The sequence below is a fragment of the Flectobacillus rivi genome (assembly GCF_030056655.1).
GTDB lineage: Bacteria > Bacteroidota > Bacteroidia > Cytophagales > Spirosomataceae > Flectobacillus > Flectobacillus rivi.
The window spans coordinates 304,158-325,750 of the sequence record NZ_JASHIE010000005.1; the positions used below are offsets into that span (position 1 = coordinate 304,158).

14 protein-coding genes are annotated in these 21,593 nt (G+C 36.9%); 6 read left to right on the plus strand and 8 right to left on the minus strand.

All coding sequences use genetic code 11. The features are described from left to right. Positions 1-7: 7 nt before the first annotated feature. Positions 8-3,010, minus strand: a complete 3,003-nt coding sequence (locus tag QM481_RS09180; RefSeq protein WP_283381525.1) for a sensor histidine kinase — start codon at positions 3,008-3,010, stop codon at positions 8-10. Positions 3,011-3,171: 161 nt separating this feature from the next. On the opposite strand from QM481_RS09180, the gene QM481_RS09185 reads away from it, so the two are divergent. The 3 genes from QM481_RS09185 (at position 3,172) to QM481_RS09195 (ending at position 5,921) form a co-directional block, all read left to right on the plus strand. After that, positions 3,172-4,308, plus strand: a complete 1,137-nt coding sequence (locus QM481_RS09185; protein ID WP_283381526.1) for a glycosyltransferase family 4 protein — start codon at positions 3,172-3,174, stop codon at positions 4,306-4,308. 106 nt (positions 4,309-4,414) lie between these two features. After that, on the plus strand, positions 4,415-5,518 hold the full coding sequence (wecB, locus tag QM481_RS09190) for a non-hydrolyzing UDP-N-acetylglucosamine 2-epimerase (RefSeq protein WP_310589661.1): 1,104 nt from the start codon (positions 4,415-4,417) through the stop codon (positions 5,516-5,518). Between the two features lie 193 nt (positions 5,519-5,711). Then, on the plus strand, positions 5,712-5,921 hold the full coding sequence (locus tag QM481_RS09195; protein WP_095161076.1) for a hypothetical protein: 210 nt from the start codon (positions 5,712-5,714) through the stop codon (positions 5,919-5,921). 83 nt (positions 5,922-6,004) lie between these two features. On the opposite strand, the gene QM481_RS09200 is transcribed toward QM481_RS09195, so the two are convergent. The 3 genes from QM481_RS09200 to QM481_RS09210 all read right to left on the minus strand — a co-directional run bounded on the left by QM481_RS09200 (position 6,005) and on the right by QM481_RS09210 (position 9,944). Then, positions 6,005-8,122, minus strand: coding sequence for a tetratricopeptide repeat protein (locus QM481_RS09200; protein WP_283381527.1), 2,118 nt, complete (start codon positions 8,120-8,122; stop codon positions 6,005-6,007). 476 nt (positions 8,123-8,598) lie between these two features. Then, the gene (locus QM481_RS09205; RefSeq protein WP_166551599.1) at positions 8,599-9,030 is read right to left on the minus strand and encodes a hypothetical protein; all 432 of its coding nucleotides are present in this window, start codon (positions 9,028-9,030) and stop codon (positions 8,599-8,601) included. 152 nt (positions 9,031-9,182) lie between these two features. After that, positions 9,183-9,944, minus strand: a complete 762-nt coding sequence (locus QM481_RS09210; RefSeq protein WP_283381528.1) for an enoyl-CoA hydratase/isomerase family protein — start codon at positions 9,942-9,944, stop codon at positions 9,183-9,185. A 172-nt stretch (positions 9,945-10,116) separates the two neighbouring features. Between QM481_RS09210 and QM481_RS09215 the strand changes: the two genes are divergently transcribed. The 3 genes from QM481_RS09215 to QM481_RS09225 all read left to right on the plus strand — a co-directional run bounded on the left by QM481_RS09215 (position 10,117) and on the right by QM481_RS09225 (position 14,664). Then, positions 10,117-11,259 carry an acyl-CoA dehydrogenase family protein gene (locus QM481_RS09215; protein WP_283381529.1) on the plus strand — a complete coding sequence of 381 codons (1,143 nt, stop codon included), beginning with the start codon at positions 10,117-10,119 and terminating at the stop codon, positions 11,257-11,259. Between the two features lie 282 nt (positions 11,260-11,541). Then, complete coding sequence (locus QM481_RS09220) at positions 11,542-13,344, plus strand: MutS-related protein (RefSeq protein ID WP_283381530.1); 1,803 nt, start codon at positions 11,542-11,544, stop codon at positions 13,342-13,344. Between the two features lie 216 nt (positions 13,345-13,560). Then, positions 13,561-14,664: a Fic family protein gene (locus tag QM481_RS09225; protein ID WP_283381531.1), complete on the plus strand. Its 1,104-nt coding sequence runs from the start codon at positions 13,561-13,563 to the stop codon at positions 14,662-14,664. A 54-nt stretch (positions 14,665-14,718) separates the two neighbouring features. On the opposite strand, the gene QM481_RS09230 is transcribed toward QM481_RS09225, so the two are convergent. From QM481_RS09230 to QM481_RS09245, 4 genes are all read right to left on the minus strand, one after another. Then, positions 14,719-18,075: an efflux RND transporter permease subunit gene (locus tag QM481_RS09230; protein WP_283381579.1), complete on the minus strand. Its 3,357-nt coding sequence runs from the start codon at positions 18,073-18,075 to the stop codon at positions 14,719-14,721. 207 nt (positions 18,076-18,282) lie between these two features. Further along, positions 18,283-19,398 (minus strand): efflux RND transporter periplasmic adaptor subunit, encoded by a 1,116-nt coding sequence (locus QM481_RS09235; RefSeq protein ID WP_283381532.1) that lies wholly within the window; start codon positions 19,396-19,398, stop codon positions 18,283-18,285. Between the two features lie 32 nt (positions 19,399-19,430). Then, positions 19,431-20,780 (minus strand): TolC family protein, encoded by a 1,350-nt coding sequence (locus QM481_RS09240; protein WP_205690895.1) that lies wholly within the window; start codon positions 20,778-20,780, stop codon positions 19,431-19,433. A 104-nt stretch (positions 20,781-20,884) separates the two neighbouring features. Next, complete coding sequence (locus tag QM481_RS09245; RefSeq protein ID WP_166551594.1) at positions 20,885-21,487, minus strand: TetR/AcrR family transcriptional regulator; 603 nt, start codon at positions 21,485-21,487, stop codon at positions 20,885-20,887. Between the last annotated feature and the right edge of the window lie 106 nt (positions 21,488-21,593).

The window sequence follows — 21,593 nt, forward strand, 5'->3', positions numbered from 1 at the left end:
TTACACATTATAAACAAGGAATCTTAATATACCATCTAAGTCGATTAAAATTACCTACAATAGTAACTTCTGTAGTTGCTTGCATGAGATTTAATGCTTGTATAACAAATTTTAGCCCTACCCCTCGTTGTAACTCCCAATTGGGGGTATTAATGTTATTCACTATTTCATTAATTATAGGTAGACTGTTTGCTAAAAAATCATTTTCAATAAGAATTACCATATTCTGTGCTTCTTTGTTGATTTTCATTTTTATGAAACTTCCCTCTGGTGCATTTTTGACAGCATTATCTAGTAAATTTCTAATTACAAGAGACGATAAATTACGGTCAATTACTAAGGTTGTATGTTGCTCTACATCTACCAAAAGATTTATATCTTTAGCTTTTGCCAAAGTTTGATAAACAGGTAATAAATCTTGTAAAATTTTTCTTAAATCTGTTGAAACAAAATAACTTTTCAACTCTTTTTGCTGAATTAAACTCCAATTGAGCAAATTATTGAGCATTAAGTCCAAATGTCGACCTGTATCATCAATTTCTTTTCCAATAATTTGTAATCTTTCCCAATCTTGTTTTTCAATGAGGTACTTAATTACATCTGCTAAACCCTGGTAAGCACTTAGCGGACTTCGTAAATCATGCGCTATCATCCCAAAAAGCTTTTCACGATTTTTATATAGCTCCTCTTTTGCTTTCACTTGAACTATTCTATTTCGAATCAAAAACACAGGAACCATCGATAAGGCTCCTAGTAGGGTGAACAGCGAAATACCCCACCATGACTTATACCATATTTGAGACACTTCATATTCTATTAACCTAACAGGGCTTACTTTGCCATCTGCTGTCATGGCTCTTATCTCTAAGATATGCTTTCCGGCATCTACGTCTAACAATTCGATATCTTCTCCTTGTTTTAGATTTAGCCATTTGCCATCATCTACTCTATAAAGTACCCCAAAAAGTTGTTGCTTAGAGGCAAAATTAGCCACATGAAATATGAGTTTACGAAGTTTATGCGAAAATGTTAAAGCTTTCTCACCAGAAGATAGATAAGAAAAAAGATGTTGGTTGCTATCGTAGGTAGCATCTATTCCCCAAACTAGAGGTTTTATTTTATCTGCATCAGAGAAGAAATAATTACGATTATAAATAGCAGATATACCAGCAATTCCTCCCATAAGCATGAGTGTATCACCTTGCACCATGTAGGTACTTTCACGATTAAATTCATTATGCACTAGCCCATCTTTTTCGAAGTATGTTTTAAGTAAATTATTTTTAAGATGATACATGGTTAAACCATTTCCTGTTCCAAACCAGATGGTATAGAACTTAGGATCATACATAATACTATAGACAGTATTAGAGTTGAGTCCATTGTCAGTATTTAATTGTCTAATAACTTGATTATGATTGTCAAAAAAATAGGCCCCAGCTTGTCGACTACCAGCTATCCAACCATCAGGGTGTCGCAAAAGACTAACAAAACTCCCTTGTTGAAGTTGTACTTCTGTTTTGGTAATTAAGTCAACCTCATAAAGTCCTAATTCTGTTGCTAGCAATAGATGATGAGGCTTCGGTGATTCCAAAACGCCATTGATATTGTCATTATTCCGAATATTTATGGGCTTGATAATTATAGTTTGCCCATCGTATTGAGCTGAACATAAGCCATGATTTGTCCCCAGATAAATAGTGCCATCTGCCATTTTTTTACAAGTAGATATTGTAAACTGTAAATAAAAATCACTATTATGAATGGCATTGGGGTATTGAAGCCTAACTAGTTTTATTTTATTCGTATTCTTATTCAATAATGTTGCTCGGTGCAGAGGATCATTTTGAGGATACAATGGAAAAAAGATAGTCAAACTATCGTTAATAGCAACGGAACACTGATAATAAAAAACTCTTTCACTTTCATTTTTAAACCAATTAGCTAGGAGGATTGTATCTATTTTTAGTGAAAAAGCTTGCACTCCTCTAGGTGTGCCAACCCACCCTTGATCTTTCTTTTTGTTGTAGTAGATAGCTCTAGTTTCTATTGAGCATTTAATTTTTTTAGCGAGAGGCCTATCTACCGACAATTTTTGAATTCCCCAATCGCGACTGCACAGATAGAAATTTCCAAATGAATCTTCTACAAGTCCTTGAAACGAACCTATTGAATATTTTTTATTACTATTTAGTTGAACTATATCATCAATCCATTTTTTATTAGACAAAGTGATATTAAGTGGGCTATAAGGGTGTGAAAACATGACTCCATGAGCCATAACTCTAGCTCCATCTACGGTATATTTAAAGACGTATTTCAAGTGTACTTTTCCATTAACATTGCTAACTAAATAAGTATATCCATCACGAGCACATAATAGTAATTGGTTTTGACGATTTTTAAAAAACACCATTCCTATTAGATTCGCTAATTGAGTTTTTACGACGCAGAAGTTTTTAATATCCAAAAATGTTGGAATGCTATTTATAATACAACTAATACGATGTCCGTCATAAATAGGCCACTTTACCAAAGGCCCAAATCTTGATAGCATTAGCGTTAGAGGTGGCTGTGATGTCTTCTGGTTGAGTCTATCCAAGTGCAGAACATAGATATTAGTTTTATCCTTAGCAAAGCTAAAAACTATTAATTTATGCTTTTCTTTGTCATAAATTAATGCCTTTACTTGTTCCTGAAGTAATGGGTTATCTATATGAATATAGTCTTTGACTTTGTACACACGTTTACCATCAAAAATATGTAAGCCATCTGTATTGCCTATCCATCCTAATCCATTTCGATCAAAGACAAAACCATATACATCTTTATTATAGAGACCTTTTGATTCGTCAAACGTCTCTATATTGTAGTGATTATCTAATCTTGGAAGGGGTTGAGCATAAGTAGCTCCATTTTCTAACAACAAGAAAATCGTAAGATACTTTATACACCAAAGAGCAAATCTTAAAGTATTACTATACCTTAAAACAGTAGATTCCTTTTTCATAATTTCAAATAATAGCTTATATCAGTGGGTAGTTATTTTAGTAATTTAGGGTAAGTCTTCTAGTAAACTCTATCAAATAACAATCCATTTTTATAGGATTACTATAAAATATATTTTAATTTCTCTATTTAACGCTTCTACATCATTTACGTCACTCCTATATGAAAAGACCTACTTCGCACCTACTTTTTGTCGTTAATGTAGATTCTTTCTTTGTATCTCATCGTCTATCAATGGCTTTGGCTTGTATTGAACAGGGGTTTAAGGTAAGTATCATTACTAAAGACACAGGTCATCGCACCTATATCGAATCGCTCGGTATTGATTTTTATGACTTTCAACTAAATCGTGGAAGTAAGTCTCCTTTGCAGAATTTGAAAGAAGTATGGTTTCTTCGAAAATTATACCGTCAAATCAACCCCGACCTCATTCATCACGTTGGTATCAAGCTCATCTTGCTCGGATGTATTGCTCGTTTGGGATTAAACAATAGTCTTGTTCTTAATGCTGTTGCAGGTTTAGGTTCGGCGTTATCTCAAAACAAGGAAAGTATTTTAAAAAGGATATTCTTTTTTATGGGTTTCATGTTTAGAAAAAGTTATCAATATTTTCTTTTTCAGAATGAACAAAATGCTCTGTTTTTCCAGAAATTACTCCATCTAAAAAGCCAACAAATCAATTTTATCAAAGGCACTGGTATAGATACCAATTATTTCGCATATACGCCAGAAGTAACTCAAGCGTCCTTAAAGGTTCGCCTTATCGCAAGAATGTTGAAAGATAAAGGTGTATGGGATTTTATTAAAGCTGCGGAGCTTCTTCGGAGTAAGTGGGAAGGGAAAGTTACTTTTGAACTTATTGGTCCTATCGACGATGCCAACCCCAGTGCATTAACCCAACAAGAACTCAAAGCCAATGTGGATAACTTTCACACTGTGTGGAAAGGAGCACAATCTCCAATACTACCATTTTTGCAAACTGCTCATATCATTGTATTGCCATCCTACCATGAGGGCTTTCCACGCATACTTTTGGAGGCTTCGGCAGTTGGCAGAGCCATTATTGCTAGTGATTGTGAGGGTTGTAAAGCCTTGATTGAACACCAGAAAAATGGCTTAATTACCCCGATTGGGCATATTGAAGCTCTAGCACAACAAATTGATTATCTGCTAGAAAACCCACAAGTTAGACATTGTTTAGGATACAATGCTAGACAAGTCGTTGTGGATAACTACACAGAGCAACAGCTCAATCAAGCTTTTATTACACTATATCATCGTTTACTGTGTGGTAAATAAGACAATTTTAACCAACTTTGCAGTGGATTTACCCACATAGTTATCCACAATCAATTGTGGGTAACTATGTTCATTAGTAGCATCAAACATTTTTTGTACATATTTTATGTTGAAAATTCTTAACATCGTTGGCGCTCGTCCCAACTTTATGAAAGTAGCGCCATTACATCGTGCTTTTGAAAACCACCCAGCCATCGAATCAAAGATTGTTCATACAGGACAACATTTTGATGCCAAGATGAGTGATGTATTTTTCGAGCAGCTTCAAATGCCCAAACCACATTACTTCTTAGGTGTAGGAGGAGGCTCACATACAGAGGTGACAGCACGTACAATGTTGGAATTTGAAAAGGTTATTCTTCAAGAGAAACCAGATTTGGTATTAGTGGTAGGAGATGTAAATGCAACTTTGGCTTGTACTTTGGTGGCTATCAAACTGCATATTCCTGTGGCACACGTAGAAGCTGGTCTTCGTAGTGGCGACCGCAAAATGCCAGAAGAACTTAACCGTATTTTGACAGATAGCGTATCGGATTACCTATTTATCACAGAACAATCAGGTATCGACAACCTTAAAAATGAGGGTGTGCCTGACGAAAAAGTTTTCTTTGTAGGGAATGTCATGATTGACTCATTGGTACACTATCTTGAAAAAGCACAGCAAACTCCTGTACTTGACGAATTAGGGTTGGTAAAGGATGAATTTGTAGTAATGACCATGCACCGCCCTGCCAATGTAGACACAGCTGAAGGTCTCTCTTCGATTTTGACCATTATTGAAAATACTGTTCCATTCAAAAAGGTAGTATTTCCGATTCACCCACGCACGGCAAACAATCTCAAAAACTTAGGACTTTGGGATAGACTTCAAGCTATCGAAGGCTTAGTTTTGACTGACCCACAAGGCTATTTAGAGTTTTTGCAATTGATGCAAAATGCTAGTCTGATTATTACTGATTCAGGAGGTATTCAGGAAGAAACTACTTATTTGAAAGTACCATGCTTGACATTCAGAGATACAACCGAACGTCCTGTTACTGTAGAATTAGGCACGAATCAATTATTGGCAGACTTGAATCCTATTACAGTACATGAAAAATTTGTAGAAATTTTGGAAGGAAAAGCCAAGCAAGGAGCAATTCCTCCGCTTTGGGACGGTCATACCTCTGAAAGAATTGCAGCTATTTTAGTAGAAAAACTTGGTCAATAAATCGTGACTTACTAAATATAAAAAGGTCAAAACCTTCGAATATCTCATATTCGAGGGTTTTGTTTTTAAGCTATCTCTGATATGAGTTTAGAATCTTGGGCATCATGGTTAAACCTTATCTTTTAAGAATAATCCAAGAACCGAAATTACCATTTTCAATTATCCAACCATTTAAACTCGAACACTTTTAGTCATGAAAAAATTATTGATGATTGCCGCTATTTTTAGCTTTACTTTGGGTACAACCTTGGCTCAAGATGTTCCTACTAAAAAAGGAAAAAGAGAATGGAAAGCCGACTCAACTGGTCGTCAGAGAGGTCCTCGTGGCGATGGACAAGGACGTCCTAAGCGTGATTCTTTGATTCGTAAAGAAGGAAAAAGAACTCCAAGACCAAACAACTAATTAAAAAAGGGCGATTGCATAGTTTTAGACTACTCAATCGCCCTTTTTGATTATTAACATCAAATTTTCTCGATGCTTATTTTCTATTTTAATGGAATACCTCTTACCGTCAAAAAGGAAATTGCATTAGAGTCGCCTCTCGCCACCGCTTTTTGCATTGCTTTTACTCCATTCGGAATATCACCGTGTTGACCATATTCTAGCCCAATGTTATAGTAAAAACTTCCATCTTTGGCATCCATTTGGGCTCCTTGTTCCCACACCTTAATTGCATCTTGCCATTTACCTTGCGTTTTATACGCTACGCCTAGATTTTTGTAAGCGGTCATGGCTTTTTTATCCACTTTTAAGGCTTTTTGGAGTACCTCTATTTCTTTTTCATGATTCCCTTGATGATTGTATATGGTAGAGATATTGACATAAGGGTCTGCAAATTTTGGGTCTAGCGACAAGGCCTTTTCATAGTATTTTCTACCTTCTACCTCATCACCTTTTTTACACAAAGCCAAACCCATGATATTGTTGGCAAACTGGTTTTTATTATCCGATTTGTCTAACGCAATCTGACTTTCGGTAATAGCTTTGTCATATTCTCCTGTATAAAAATATGCTCCTCCAAGCATCCAATGAAGGTTTTTCATTTCTTCAGGTTTTAGCTTCAATGCAGCTTCAAAGTTTTCTACGGTGAGTTTATATTTCTTTTCGTCGAAATAAATCTGCCCCAAAGCAGTGTGTACATCTGCCGTTTTGAAATTGGTTTTGTGGGTTTCTTCAAAATAGAATTTTGCTTTTTCATTATCTTTTTTCAAAAACCAATACCAACCTAAATTGCTTGTGACCATAGGGTCGTTAGGGTATTTCTCAAAAACTGGTGTAAATAGCGTGAGCGTATCTTTCCATTTGGTAGACTGGCGGAATGACAAAAAGGTAAATGCCAACAACACAATGGTGGCGATACTCGGAAATGCTTTGTTGGTCGAAGCTTTTTGATAGAGGTAATTCGCAAATAGACCTATCAACATCAATGGTCCAATAGATGACACATAGAAATAACGGTCGGCCATCAACGCACTACCTACAGGCAATACTTGCGAAACAGGAAATATCACGATTAAGAAATATAATCCTCCCCACCACACCAATTTGTTGCGACGACCAAAGAAATATACCAAAAGAGCAATGACAATAATACCTGCAAACGAAGAATAATAAGAACTTGGAATCACGCCTGTTGGCTTTTGTGGATATGGATAAAACGCTAACATATTGGCAGGCACAAGCATTTTGAGCCAGTAAGTGAGCATTCCATAATTTATCATAAAGAAACGCTCTCCTAATGAATAAGACGAGCTGATTACCTTAGTGGCATTAGCACCAGCCTCACTTTGTGCTTTGATGGAAATCAAACCAAAAATGAGTGATATTAGGAAAAAAGGCGCTTTTTCGATACCAATCTGAATCAGGTTACGACGATTTAATAAGAAATAGTCAGTCAACAAAAATACAACTGGTAAAATTACAGCCATACCTTTCGAGAAACATGAAAGTATGAACAAGACTAAGGCAAACCAAAGATGCTTGTTATTCCATTGGGTTTTTCCTGATTCTTCAAGGGCATCACGATATTTAAGATACTGTCTAAAAGAAAGCAATAAGAATAAGGTATAAAGGACGTCTTTTCGCTCTGCTGCCCAAACTACCGACTCAACGTGTAATGGGTGAATCGCAAAAAGAACTGCCGTCACTGCCCCGACTAAAAAGTTTTTACTCAGTTTTTCAATAACCTTAAATACCAAAATGCTATTTAGTATATGGATAATGGTATTGTTGAGGTGATACACCCAAGCAGTATCTTTTACTAGCGTATATTCCAAATAATAGGTAAGCATGGTCAATGGATGCCAGTTACCTAAATAAAAGTCACTAATAAGTTTATAAAAGTTATCAAACGAAACCTTGCGAAGGTCTTCATCATTTACGATATAAAACATATCATCCCAGACAAATCCATTCTGAAAGCCAGGAAGGTATGCGATTAAAGTGGCACCTACGATAATACCCAAAAGGATTTTGAAATTACGGGGCGTATTTTCGATAGGTGGGGCGATAAAGTTGACGGTTGAGGCGGTTTTTGTTGACTGCGACTCTACAGATTTGGCGCTCTGAGATTTTGCAGGACTTGAGGGTTTACTCTTTGCCATGAATAATTGATTAATTGGATTGCTACTAGCTAATTGCGTATTGGTGTTTGTTTAAAAATTTTATTTGGCATTTGTTGAAAAAACAAAATTCCCATTCACCACACCTTACTTTTCTTCACTAGGCGTGCCCGTCTAACACAAGAAAAGTAACCGCAGCGGCGGCCGCAAAAGAAAGTCAAGAAATTCTAAACTCGCCTTCGGCTCAAACAGCAGGATTTCATAAATGCAAATAGATACTTTTTCATTTGTAATGGCTTATAAAATTTAAACATGTTGTTAGTAAAATTAACTACTCATCAAAAATTGTGCGAGAAATTGCCATTATTTATTTCAAGAACAGTAAATGACGTTGAACTTTACCTCATTTTGACCATAAAAAAAGCACTGGTGTATAAAACCAGTGCTTTTCCGTACTTCGCTCGAAATAATTCCAATCATTACTACTTTTTGAAGCGTGCTTCTTGAAAGTAGTATATCTAGTTGCTTTTTTGTAAATGAATAACTACCGTTGGTGTTGCGGATACACCTGTATTGTTCAAAAGTGTTGTGGTTACCGCTGTCGGAGCTGCAATAATTGCAGTTGCTGAGTTTGGGGTAGTTTGTACAGTTGCAGTCGTTACCTGATTGGCAATAGCTGCACCTTGAGTCGTAATCCCATTTGTGATAGACTGTACAATGATGGTATTATTACCATTGTTATTCAGACTCACTAAATTTCTAAGGTTATTGGCTACGCCAAGTGATGGAGAGTAACTTACTGTTGAAAGATTAACGGGTGCATTGAGACCAGACTGCGAAACAACAGGTGTTGCCAAAGCTGTAATATTGGGCGAAAGTGGTAAAACTTGTGCCTTTAGACCAACAGATACGCCTGTTAGCAAAATTACAAAAGCGAAAAACTTCTTCATATTGATAATGGGTTAAAGGGGTGATGTAATAAAAAGGCTTTATGAAGTATAATACCTTTATTACTAATTGTTAATCAACTACTTATTTACCATATATACGAAGAAGTAATTCGTTCAGATTGCTTAAAATTTACACTTTGAGAAAGTGTAAACTAAATCTTGCGTAAGGCCTGTTTGGTAAACTCGCTCAAAACCAATTTTCCACTTATTTCTGCTCTTTCATACAGTAAGGTATCCCAATGATTTGTATTCTGCCACAAGATTTTTTTTAGTTCTCTCAAAGCTTCGGGATTGTAGGTCGCCAATTTTTCGCTTAGACTTATAATTGCCTCGTCCATTTCGGCTATGGTTTCAAATACTTCATAAAATAATCCTTGCTCCAAAGCCCATTGTGCCGAATAAAATTCGGTAGGTTTTAGGGACATTTTTGAAAATGAGGAAAGTCCAATTTTACGGCTCACGGCTGGTTCAATAACAGCAGGAATAATTCCGATATGGAGTTCGCTCAGTTTGACACTTGCTGCCTGAGTAGCAAAGCAATAATCGGTAGCAGCAGCCAAACCAACGCCACCGCCAACCGCTTTACCTTGTACGCGACCGATAATAATTTTCGAAGATTTTCGGCAAGCATTAATCACTTTAGCAAAACCGCTAAAAAATATTTTACCATCTTCCAAATTATCAATGGCGAGTAACTGATTAAAATCTGCCCCCGAACAAAAAGTTCTCTCTCCGCCACTTTGCAAAATAATGATTTGCACTTTAGAATCTTCTGCCAATTTTTCTATGGCATTTGCTAAATCTTCCAAAAGTACAATTGGCATTGCATTGGTTGGTGGATGCGAAAAAGTGAGCGTTGCAACACCCGAAGAGGCAATAGAGATATCAAGGTTTGCTGATGAAGAATTTTGCATAATTAAAATATTTTTAGAAATTTCAGGACTTTTTCATCAAAATATCGTCTTTAGTTCGTTATCTTGTTAATATAAAGATGATAAAAAATCGATAAACCTAATAGTCTTTAAATACTTTTTATCGACTATTTACTTGAAAATTATACTTTATCAACAAACCTTTAACTATAAAATGTACAATTCAAAAAATGATTTAGTCCGCCTTGCGGCCAAAGAATTTGCCGAGCGCCATATACTTCCACACGTGATGGAATGGGACGAGGCACAACACTTTCCTATCGACTTGATGCACCAATTAGGGCAACAAGGATTTTTGGGTGTTCTAGTACCTGAACAATACGGTGGCTCTGGTTTGGGCTATCAAGAGTATGTGAGCATCATTGAAGAAATCGCCCAAGTGTGTGGTTCAATTGGTCTTTCGGTAGCTGCCCATAATTCTCTTTGTACCAATCATATTCTACAGTTTGGTAACGAAGAACAAAAACAAATGTATCTTCCCAAATTAGCTTCTGGTGAATGGATTGGTGCTTGGGGTTTGACCGAACCTAATACGGGTTCTGATTCTGCACGTATGACCTGCGTGGCACGTCGCGAGGGTGACGAATATGTGCTCAATGGCTCCAAATGCTGGATTACGCATGGAAAATCTGGCAATGTTGTAGTAATTATGGCTCGTACAGGCGAATTAGGTGCCAAAAATAATGCAACAGCCTTTATCGTAGAAAGAGGAAACCCAGGCTTAAAGTTTGGTAAAAAAGAAAACAAACTAGGCATGCGTGCCTCCGAAACTGCCGAAGTGATTTTGGAAGACTGCCGAATTCCTGTATCTGCTCGTTTGGGCGAAGAAGGCGATGGTTTTAAACAAGCTATGAAAATTTTGGACGGTGGGCGCATCTCCATTGCAGCTTTGTCACTAGGGATTGCCAAAGGTGCTTTGGCCGCAGCCGCAAAATATGCACAAGAACGTCAACAGTTTGGACAGGCGATTGTACAGTTTCAAGGAATCAGTTTCAAATTGGCCGATATGGCTACTAAAGTTCACGCTGCCGAGCTGATGACTCGCCATGCAGCCGAACTCAAAATGGAAGGAACAAGTATGACCAAAGAAGCCGCTATGGCTAAATACTATGCTTCTGAAATTGCAGTAGAGGTATCTACAGATGCGGTTCAAATCTTCGGAGGATATGGCTATACAAAAGATTTTCCAGTAGAAAAATTCTATCGTGATTCCAAACTTTGTACCATCGGAGAAGGTACCTCTGAAATCCAAAAAATCGTTATCACACGAGAGTTTTTGAAGGACTATCCTTTGTGATTTAGTGATTATTTTAAAAATCTATATTCTAGCAAAAGAGATGCAAAACATTGCGTCTAAAAATGATTCATCGAGCATATTAGTATCAAAAAGCGGTCGAAAGTAATTTTCGACCGCTTTTTGATGAAAATTTGGAGAATAATTCCAGTGCTAAAATTTGGGACGATTCATGTTTATTTTTCTTATTGTGATTATAGGTAATATTTCATGGCTTAACTTGCATTCAGATTTTAATACAAATATTTTCAAAAAATCCTGATTAAAAGAGTTCGGTTTTCCAGTATGTCATCAAATCCCATCACTACACAAATTGACTTTTTTCAAAAAAGACAACAACATTTTGAATCACTTCAAGCGCAAACACAAGCTCAATATAATCAATGGGCGATTGTCCGAGCTGTTTATTTTATTGCTTGGTTGGGACTATCTTATTGGGCATTCGAAGCATTATCTCCTTGGGTATTTTTAGGGATTTTGTTCCTTGGTTTTGGGATATTTCTTTGGATGATCAATAAGCATTTGGCCATCAAGGCACAAAAGCTGCGCTATCAGCTATTAGCCAATCTTAATGAAGATGAAGCGCTCCGTTTGCAAGGGAAATTTGTGCGGCAAGAAACAGGGGAGCTTTATGCACAAGTACAACATTTTTATGCTTCAGATTTAGATATTTTTGGAAAGCATTCCATATTCAAATTGCTCAATCGTACACGTACCTACAAAGGCGCGGAGGTATTGGCTGATTGGCTACAAACCCCAGCTGAGCAAGCAACTATCTTAACTCGCCAAGAAACCTCATCAGAATTGAAAGAGCTGATTGATTGGCGACAAGATCTAGAGGTAGACGCTTGGCAAATTGAAGACGTACATCAACCTATTACCCCTATTCTTGAGTGGCTTCAACTACCTTCATTTGAAGTTTTGAAACAAAAATATTTACGATATTTACTCTACTTGCCATACCTCAGTATTCCTGTTGTATTAGCCTGTATTATGGATATTTTGCCATTACAATGGATATTGGCAGTGTTTATTATTCATGGATTTATTCTTAGAAAAGTTAGTGGATTACTTAGTCAATATCTCGATAAAACTTCTTCGGTGGCAAATGTGCTAAAAGCCTATGCGAATTTGTGTAAAAGTATTGCAGTACCCGCATTTAAACATCCTCATTTACAAAAGCTACAAGCTGAAGTCAATCAGGCTACTGCACATATTCAAGAATTGAGCGTATTATTGGAAAGAATTGGCAATCGACAAAACCCTATTTTTGCGCTCTCTGTGGGTATGTTGACGCTTTGGGATTTACGCTATTTCATTCATTTGGAAAATTGGCGAGCCAAACATCAAACCCACTTGGCATACTGGATTACCGTCGTGAGCGAATTTGAAGCTCTCAGTAGCTTGGCAGGACATAGCTTTGCTAATCCCTCTCATATTTTACCCCAAATTTCTGATAAAGATTTTATCATTCATGCTACACAATTAGGTCACCCTTTAATTAAGGCAGAGAAGCGTGTTTGTAATGATATTCAGATTGCTGGTCTAGGCCAATGCGTGATTATTACTGGCTCAAATATGTCTGGAAAAAGTACCTTCCAACGTACAGTAGCTCTCAATACTATTTTGGCATTGACTGGAAGTGTGGTGTGTGCCCAAGAGTTTGAATGCTCAGTGATGCAAGTATTTACTAGTATGCGTACTCAAGATTCTTTGGAAGAAGATACATCATCATTCTATGCAGAACTCAAGCGCTTAAAACAATTAATCGATTGGGTAAACGAAAAGCAAAGCTTACCAACTTTCTATTTCCTAGACGAAATCTTAAAAGGTACCAATTCAAAAGACCGTCACGATGGCGCAAAGGCCCTGATGCTCCAATTGCATCAAGCTCAAGCCTCAGGTTTTATTTCGACCCATGATGTTGATTTGGGAGACGAGTTTAGTGAAAAAGGTTTTGTCAAAAACTATAGTTTTTCATCAGAAGTAAGAGATGGCAAATTAGTTTTTGATTACACACTCAAACAAGGAATTTGTAGAAGTTTCAACGCAAGTCAGTTGATGGCTCAGATCGGGATAAAGATGTAAGGAAAGGGTAAAATTAAATTGACTTTACCCGCAATAGGCATTAAGCTATACGCTCTAAGCTAAAAGTTAAATAGTTTTTTATGAAAGAATTTAAGCTTTTTTTGCCTAATGCCTTACAGCCTAAAAGGTATCTTTTTAGGGAAATGAGGAATAAAATAACTTTTATCAATCATAATATTGCGTATTTTTGATTGATAAATCTTAAAGTTATTCATCATGGCATGGGTTTGGCAACATAAGGATTGGGCGAATTTTGAATATGATAGCTCTAAATTACACCAATATGAATCTGATTTTTTACTAAATGCAGGTAGAATTTTAGGGTTGATACAAGTAGTGGAGCAAGAGGGGCTCAATACTTTAAAAGTAGAAATTCTTTCACAGGAAGCCCTTTCTACTTCAAGTATTGAAGGGGAAATCTTGGATAGAGATTCTGTTCAAAGTTCCATTAAAAAACATTTAGGACTTCAAACCGACTTTCGTCGTGTCGAACCAAACGTTGCTGGCATAGCAGAAATGATGGTTGATTTATTTCAAAACTATGACACAGAACTCACTCACGAAATGCTTTTTGAATGGCATAAAATGCTCATGAATGGGAGACGTGACGTTGACAATATTGGAGGCTATCGTTCACATAGTGAACCGATGCAAATTATTTCTGGTAACCTTTCCAATCCAAGAGTTTTTTATGAAGCTCCGCCTTCGCACTTAGTTTTATCAGAAATGGATAAATTTATCCATTGGTATAAAACCCAACTGGCGACGAATATTTCAACTTTAGCTTTTGCTGGTATTACACACTTATACTTTGAAATGATACACCCATTCGAAGATGGAAACGGACGTATAGGACGAGCTTTAATCGAAAAAGCAATATCTCAACGCTTGAAAAAACCTATATTTATGTCGATGGCAAAGGCTATTGAAAATAGGAAAAAAGCTTATTATGAGGCTATCCAGAATTGTAATCATCAACTACAGATAGATAAGTATCTTGCCTATTTTGCACAGACTGTTCTAGAATCACAAGAATATACGATTCAATTAATCCATTTTATATTATTAAAAGTAAAACTGTTTAATCAATTTCAAACTCAGCTAAACGATCGCCAAATAAAAGTATTATTGAGAGTATTTGAAGCAGGAATAGAAGGCTTTAAAGGAGGTTTGAGTGCTAAAAACTACCAAAGTATTTCTCAAACATCGGCGGCAACTGTTACTCGTGATTTGCAAGAGCTGGTAAATTTGGGTATTCTAATAAAGACTGGAGAACTGAAAAGTACTCGTTATTGGTTGAATAAGCAATTGGATATTTAGAAAAATATAACAAATAAAAAGGGTCTCAGATGTGTTTCTGAGACCCTTTTTCTATTACTCTATTGCTGGTTTCTTACGGAAGTACTTGGTACGAACTCGTTCGTTGATGTAATACATACAAGGTACGATTACAAGTGTAAGTACTGTCGAGAAGCTCAAACCGAAGATAATAGTCCAAGCCAAAATACCCCAGAATACTGCACTGTCACCACCAAAAGCAATATGTGGATTGAATTCGGTAAACATCGTTACGAAGTCGATACTCAAACCTACTGCTAATGGTACAAGACCCAAGATAGCGGCAGAGGCTGTCAACAATACTGGAGTCAAACGCACACTACCAGCTTCGATAATAGCTTCTTTTAATTCATATCCACGGCCTCTCAGCTCGTCGGTAAATTCTATGAGGAGGATACCGTTTTTCACTACAATACCCGCTAAGGCAATAATACCTACGCCCGACATGATTACAGAGAATGTCATTCCGAATACCATAAAGCCTAACAATACACCAATCAATGATAACAAGATGGTACCGAAAATGATGATTGGTTTTGAAATAGAGTTAAACTGAATGGTCAAAATCAAGAAAATTAACAAAATAGCACCACCAAAAGCCGTTCCTAAGAAGTTGGCAGTTTCGGCTTGTTCTTCTTGCTCCCCACCCATTTTCACAGTATATCCACTCGGAATTTCTATATCCTTAATCAAATCATTGATTTGTGCTACAATTTGGTTAGCGTTATAACCTGCTACTACATCCGAACCTAGCGTTACAACACGTTGCTGATTCTTACGGTTGATTTGACTAAAGGTGGTTGAGTAACTAATCGTTGCAATGGAGTTCAATGGTACTTGGCGTAAAACACCTCCCATGGTCATATCACGATAAGTGATATTCAAACTCAACAGTTTTTCGATTTGATTACGGTCGCTTTGTTTGATACGCAACTGGATTGGATATTCATCTTTATCATCACGGAATTTTGAAATCTCCGAACCAAATAACGCTGTACGAATCGCCAAGGCTACTTGTGAAGAAGAAATCCCTTCTCTTTGAGCTTTTTGCTTATCAACGTCAACGATGATTTCAGGCTTGTTGGTAATCAAATCACTTTTTAGTTCATCAATACCTTTGATCCCTGACTTTTCAATTCTTTCTTTAACGTCTTTTTCAAGTGTTTGTAAAACCGTAAAGTCATCCCCAGCGATTTCAATGGCAATTGGCTTACCAGTTGGAGGACCATTACGCTCTCTTTCTACTGAAATCTCACTGCCAGGAATAGGAGATTTTTTAAGCTCATCACGAATTTCTTGCAAAATACTTTCCGACGAAATTTCTCCACGTTCTGTCTTTTTCACAAATGCTACCGTCACTTTTGATTTTTGTGGAGTAGCCGAACGATCTGGGTTCGTTGGATCACCTGCGTTTTTACCTACGTTCGAGATTACTGAGTTAACAGCTATTTCGGCTTTGTTTTTCTTGATAATATTGAATACTCTTTTCTCAATAATCTTCGTGACCGAGTCAGTTTTGCGTGCATCGGTACCTACAGGCATTACGTTGTAGATATACACATAGTCAGGGTCGCCACTAGGGAAGAAAATTACTTTTGGTTGCACAATTCCCATCATGATGAAAGTAAATATCAATAAACCAAAAGTGGCAATTACAACACCAATCGGACGTTTGCCATGAATTACCCAAGCAACAACCGCACGATAGCGATTTTTGAATGCAGGAAGTGCTGTTTCTTGGAAAGGCACGATAATTTTTGGCGATAAGATAAAGTGGTTGAAAAGGTATAATGCAAGGATAAACACAAACAAGTTACCAAGTCCAAAGTTGATGAAATAACCCACTACTGCCAACAATCCCATAACAATCAGAGGCTTTTGCAAAGACTTAATACCTTCTACATGGTGGGTTTCTTCGTCGTGGCGTTTCATAAACGATACCGCAAACACAGGGTTCATTACATAAGCCACCAATAAGGAAGCAAACAACGTATAAATCAAGGTAATAGGTAAGAATTTCATAAACTCACCTACAATACCTGGCCAAAACAATAAAGGTACAAATGGTGCAATCGTAGTAAGCGTACCTGATAATACTGGTAAGAATACTTCTGATGCCGCTAATTTTACGGCTTCAACAATGCTTAACTTACGGAATTGGTTGAAAATACGGTGTGAGTTTTCTATTACTACAATGGCATCATCTACCACAATACCCAAACCTAGTAAGAAAGCAAACAATACAATCGTATTGAGCGTGAACCCTGAGAAATACAAAGGAATAAAGGCAATCAACGCTGATAATGGTACCGACAGACCTACAAAGATGGCATCGCGAACACCCATAAAGAACATTAGGACGAATACTACAAATAGAAAGCCTAGAATTACGGTATTCACTAAGTCATCAATATCGGATTTTGTACGTTCTGATGAATCGGCAGTGATTTGTACTTTTACACCTTGTGGTAAACGAGTCTCCTCGTATTTGTCCAAAATCTTTTCAATCTGCTCTGAAGCCGAAATCAAGTTGGCTCCACTACGCTTAATAACGTTAAGGGTAATAACCGAACGGTTATCTAAGCGGGCAAAATCCTGACGCTCTTCGTGGCTATCTATTACCTCTGCAACGTCACCTAGGCGAATCATTGCACCTGATGACGAACGCAACATGATGTTAGCGATTTGGTCAACCGTTTTGAATTCTCCTTTTACACGAAGTGTACGGCGTACGCCATCGACATTGAGGTCACCACCCGAAATGTTGATGTTTTCACCTTGAACAGCCATTTGAATATCTGTAAAAGATAATCCTGAAGCCTGCGCTTTGTATAAGTCTAGGTTGATTTGAATTTCACGATTCAATGCACCGACGATATCGACACGGGTAATTTCAGGTAAGCCTTCAATCAAATCTTGTAATTCTTCTGCATAATCTTTTAGCTTTCCTAAAGGGTAATTACCCGCCAAGTTGATGTTCATAATCGGGAATTCCGAGAAGTTCACATCTTGTGCCGTTGGTCCTGAATCTAGCTTTTGAGGTAAATCTTTCTTCGATTTATCTACCGCATCACGCACACGCTGTAACGCATCCTCAACCTTTACATTGGGGTTAAATTCAATCAAAATAACCGAGACATCTTGCAAGGCATTTGATTTGATACGTTTTACCCCTTGAATCGTTTTTAATTGTTTCTCAATGGGTTTGTTGATTACGTTTTCAATATCCGCAGGTGTTGTACCAAAGTAGACAGTCTGTACATAAATCTGTGGTACTTTAATGTCTGGGAATTGCTCTTTGGGAAGGCTTCCGTAGATACCTAAACCCGCTAAAAACACCATAAAGGTGAAAAGGTAAACAGTGGTTTGGTTGGAAGCAAGCCATCCAATCATCTTATAGATTCCACCACTACCATGAGGTAATTCTTGTATATCTTTTTCTTGATTTTCCATTTTAATAGAGATAGTTATACAGCCATTGGCTTGGCGCTATGGTCTGCCGACAAGCCAATGGCTTGCCTATTTATCTTTAGAAATGCTATTGTTGAGATTGGAATGTGGATAAATAAAAGTTATCCACATTCTTAAGGCTCGTGTGGATTAGTAACTCAAAGGCGTACCATCTACTAAGTCTTGGTATCCTTGCGTAATCAAAAGTTCACCTGCTGAAAGTCCTTCAAGGATTTCGATATTGCCATTATAGCTCAAACCAGTTTTTACTTTACGACCACGTGCTACTTTTTTGCCATTTTCGGTAACAGCTACATAAACGATATTGCCTAATTCTGTATTCTGAATTAAGTTTTGAAGAATCACGATTGAGTTTGCTTTTGACAAGTCATTGATCGTCATGATAGCTACTTGGTTAGGCTTTAATTGACCGCCCAAGTTTGGTACTTTAGCTTCTACGCCAAAAGTTCTTGAAACTGGATCAACTAAGGCGTCAACTACGCCTACTTTTGTATTCAATTCCTTGTTAATATCTGGGAATTTCACATTTAGGGCATCACCACGTTTTACAGAACCCAAATAGGTATCTGCTACTTTACCTACAACTTTCAAATTACCCACATTTACTAGTTGGAAAATAGGTTGTCCTGGCATACCCATTTCACCTACTTTCTGGCGAACAACCTCAACCGTTCCAGCGATTGGCGCATATACTTTAGTCATCGCCAATTGAGCTTCCATCGTTACAATACGTTTTTCGAGTGCTTCTTTATTAGCTTTTGCTTGAAGGTATTGTACTTCAGTACCAATTTGTTGATCCCAAAGTGCTTTTTGCTTGTTGAAAAGCGTAACGGCTAAGTCTAATTGTTGCTTGATTTCGGCCATTGACTGCTTCAAAACAGTATTGTCGATGGTAGCGACTAATTGTCCTTTTTTCAAAGCTTGACCTACCGTTACTAAAACGCTAGTCAATTGTCCACTCATTTGTGGGGTAACCTGTACAATGTTTTCAGAGCTTACCAAACCTTGAACTTCTACGAAATGTTTGAAGCTTTGTGCTTGAATTGGGCTTACAGATACTGCTACGATTTTCTGTTCTTCTTTTTTCTCTGTTTTACCTAACTCTTTTTCTAAGCCTTTAATTTTAGCTTCAATTTCTTGCTTCTGCGATTTTAGGGCTTCTAATTCCGCTTTTTTATCAGTTGATTTATTGCAGGCTGCCAATAAGAATAAGGCAGAGGCTATTGCTAAGTATTGCTTTTTCATTATTTCTTTTTTGCGATTTTTAGTATTAGGGATTATTCTACAAATAACTTGCCTTTGGCTTTGTCAAGATCAACTTTAGCAATAAGGACGTTATATAAAGTAGCAAAATAATTGTTTTGAGCTTCTTTGTATGATGATTCAGCATTGACTAATTCTAAGTTTGTGCCAACACCTTGTTCATATTTGATTTTGGTTACACGAACAACCTCTTTTGCCAAATCCATGTTATGCTTTTGTTCTTGAAGCGTTTCGTAGGCATTTTTCAAGGTAATTTGACCTTGTTTTACCTGTAAGTCAATACTATTTTGTAAGAAGGTAAAGTTTTCTTTAATCTTCTGTACAGCATTGGCAGATTGGATAATTTTGTATTTTTTGGCGAAACCATCAAAGATTGGAACTTGAATAGAGAAGCCAAGTGTAGCGGCGTTAAACCAAGGTTTCGTAATTAAGTCGCCGAATTGTGGACGACCCGTCGAATAGCCATACGTACTTGTAAGGAATACTTTTGGCAAATAACCTGCTTTTTGGTTTTTCAAATCTAGTTGAGCCAAACGATCTTGTGTTTGCAACATCGAATATTCTATACGGTCACCATATTGGAAAGGAGTTTCGTTTTCTGGTAAAAACTCATTTAAGTTGACACTGCTCAATTTGTCGGTAACTACCACTGGTTCAGTTAGGGGTAAACCCATCTGAAATTTGAGCAAGTTGTAACTTAATTCTTGTAAACGTTCTACATTTTTGTACTCAATAGAAAGATTATTCTTTTGTACCTCTAAACGTTGTACGTCAAGCTTTTCAACAAATCCTTGTAGATTCAAGGCTTTAGTCTGGTTGAAAAGAGAGTCAAGGCGACCCATATTGAGCTTAAGAATTTCCAAACGCTCTTCATTGACAAGAATACCATAATAGGCCTTCGTAACATTTTCAGCAATTTGCTGTTTGGTTTGCGTAAGAGACTTAGCCGATAGTTCTTTGTAAACATCTGCGGCTTTTAAGCCTAAGGTATACGAACCATCAAATAATAACTGGCTCAAGCTTGCAACGGCATTACCACTATTACGTACACCAAATTCAGCTGCTACTACATCGCCTTCTTTGGCATTTGGGTCAAATGTTTTGGCTGGAATAAATACCCTTTGGATGATAAGGTTGTTGGTGTAACCAATATTTGCATTTACTTGTGGCAAGCCCATTGCTTTGATTTCATTTACCTTAGCACTGGCATTCAATACATCAAGTTGTGCGGTTTTTACATTCGAATGGTTCTTTACTGCATAATCTATCGCCTCCTTAAGGGTGTAGCTTTGTTGGGCACGAGCTACTACCGAAGTAAGCAATATACTGAAAGTCAGTAAGCTACTTTTAAGTTTAGTTTTCATTTTTGACTAGATAATTAGTAAATTTTTAAAGAACATATATGCTACGAGTATCTGTTAAAAGAGGATTACTCAAGTGCCTTAAGTAATAGAAAGGCAATTACTCATTAACTCAATAGATTGAGATAGTTATTATAGAGTTTGAGACCTTCGTCCGACAATACACCTCTGATGAAATGGTCAATCAAGGCGATTTGAACTTCAATAAACGAAAATCTATCAGGTGGAAAAACTTGCATGTCAAATGCAATAAAAATTGATTCTAAGTGTAGTTTGGCTATAATTTCTACTTTAATTTCTGGTCTAAACAACCCGTCAGCAATACCTTTTTCAAGGTCTTTAATCATCTGAGTCAGAATAAAATTCTGTTTGTGCTCCATGAATAAATTCCATGCACGAGGGTGATATTTCTTGATGTCGTAAAGCATCGTTGGATTGATTTCGCAAAACGACTTTTTGAGCATTTCAATAGTTTTAACCATTTTTTCGACCACATTCTTCGAACTGTCATTCATGGTTTGGTACTCACACTTATCTTCTTCTAATTGATGTACTGCAACCTGAAAAACTATCTCGTCTTTATCCGAAAAATGTTGATAAATGGTTTTCTTAGAAATCCCCAACTCTTTGGCAATGTCGTCCATCGTTATAGATTTTACTCCATAACGCATAAACAAACGACCGCTAGTTTCAATAATTCTTTCCTTCATTTCTAATATGTAAAATTGCTAATGACCTGATTACATGGTAGGTTTTGCAAGTTTATCAGAGGTTGGAAACTTTCGTGATTTAAATAGTTTCTGAAGGCAAAACTAT

Coding starts and splice junctions, on each gene's coding strand:
- QM481_RS09180 (WP_283381525.1), bottom strand. CDS start 3,010: ATGAAAAAGGAATCTACTGTTTTAAGGTATAGTAATACTTTAAGATTT.
- QM481_RS09185 (WP_283381526.1), top strand. CDS start 3,172: ATGAAAAGACCTACTTCGCACCTACTTTTTGTCGTTAATGTAGATTCT.
- wecB (WP_310589661.1), top strand. CDS start 4,415: ATGTTGAAAATTCTTAACATCGTTGGCGCTCGTCCCAACTTTATGAAA.
- QM481_RS09195 (WP_095161076.1), top strand. CDS start 5,712: ATGAAAAAATTATTGATGATTGCCGCTATTTTTAGCTTTACTTTGGGT.
- QM481_RS09200 (WP_283381527.1), bottom strand. CDS start 8,122: ATGGCAAAGAGTAAACCCTCAAGTCCTGCAAAATCTCAGAGCGCCAAA.
- QM481_RS09205 (WP_166551599.1), bottom strand. CDS start 9,030: ATGAAGAAGTTTTTCGCTTTTGTAATTTTGCTAACAGGCGTATCTGTT.
- QM481_RS09210 (WP_283381528.1), bottom strand. CDS start 9,944: ATGCAAAATTCTTCATCAGCAAACCTTGATATCTCTATTGCCTCTTCG.
- QM481_RS09215 (WP_283381529.1), top strand. CDS start 10,117: ATGTACAATTCAAAAAATGATTTAGTCCGCCTTGCGGCCAAAGAATTT.
- QM481_RS09220 (WP_283381530.1), top strand. CDS start 11,542: ATGTCATCAAATCCCATCACTACACAAATTGACTTTTTTCAAAAAAGA.
- QM481_RS09225 (WP_283381531.1), top strand. CDS start 13,561: ATGGCATGGGTTTGGCAACATAAGGATTGGGCGAATTTTGAATATGAT.
- QM481_RS09230 (WP_283381579.1), bottom strand. CDS start 18,075: ATGATTGGATGGCTTGCTTCCAACCAAACCACTGTTTACCTTTTCACC.
- QM481_RS09235 (WP_283381532.1), bottom strand. CDS start 19,398: ATGAAAAAGCAATACTTAGCAATAGCCTCTGCCTTATTCTTATTGGCA.
- QM481_RS09240 (WP_205690895.1), bottom strand. CDS start 20,780: ATGAAAACTAAACTTAAAAGTAGCTTACTGACTTTCAGTATATTGCTT.
- QM481_RS09245 (WP_166551594.1), bottom strand. CDS start 21,487: ATGAAGGAAAGAATTATTGAAACTAGCGGTCGTTTGTTTATGCGTTAT.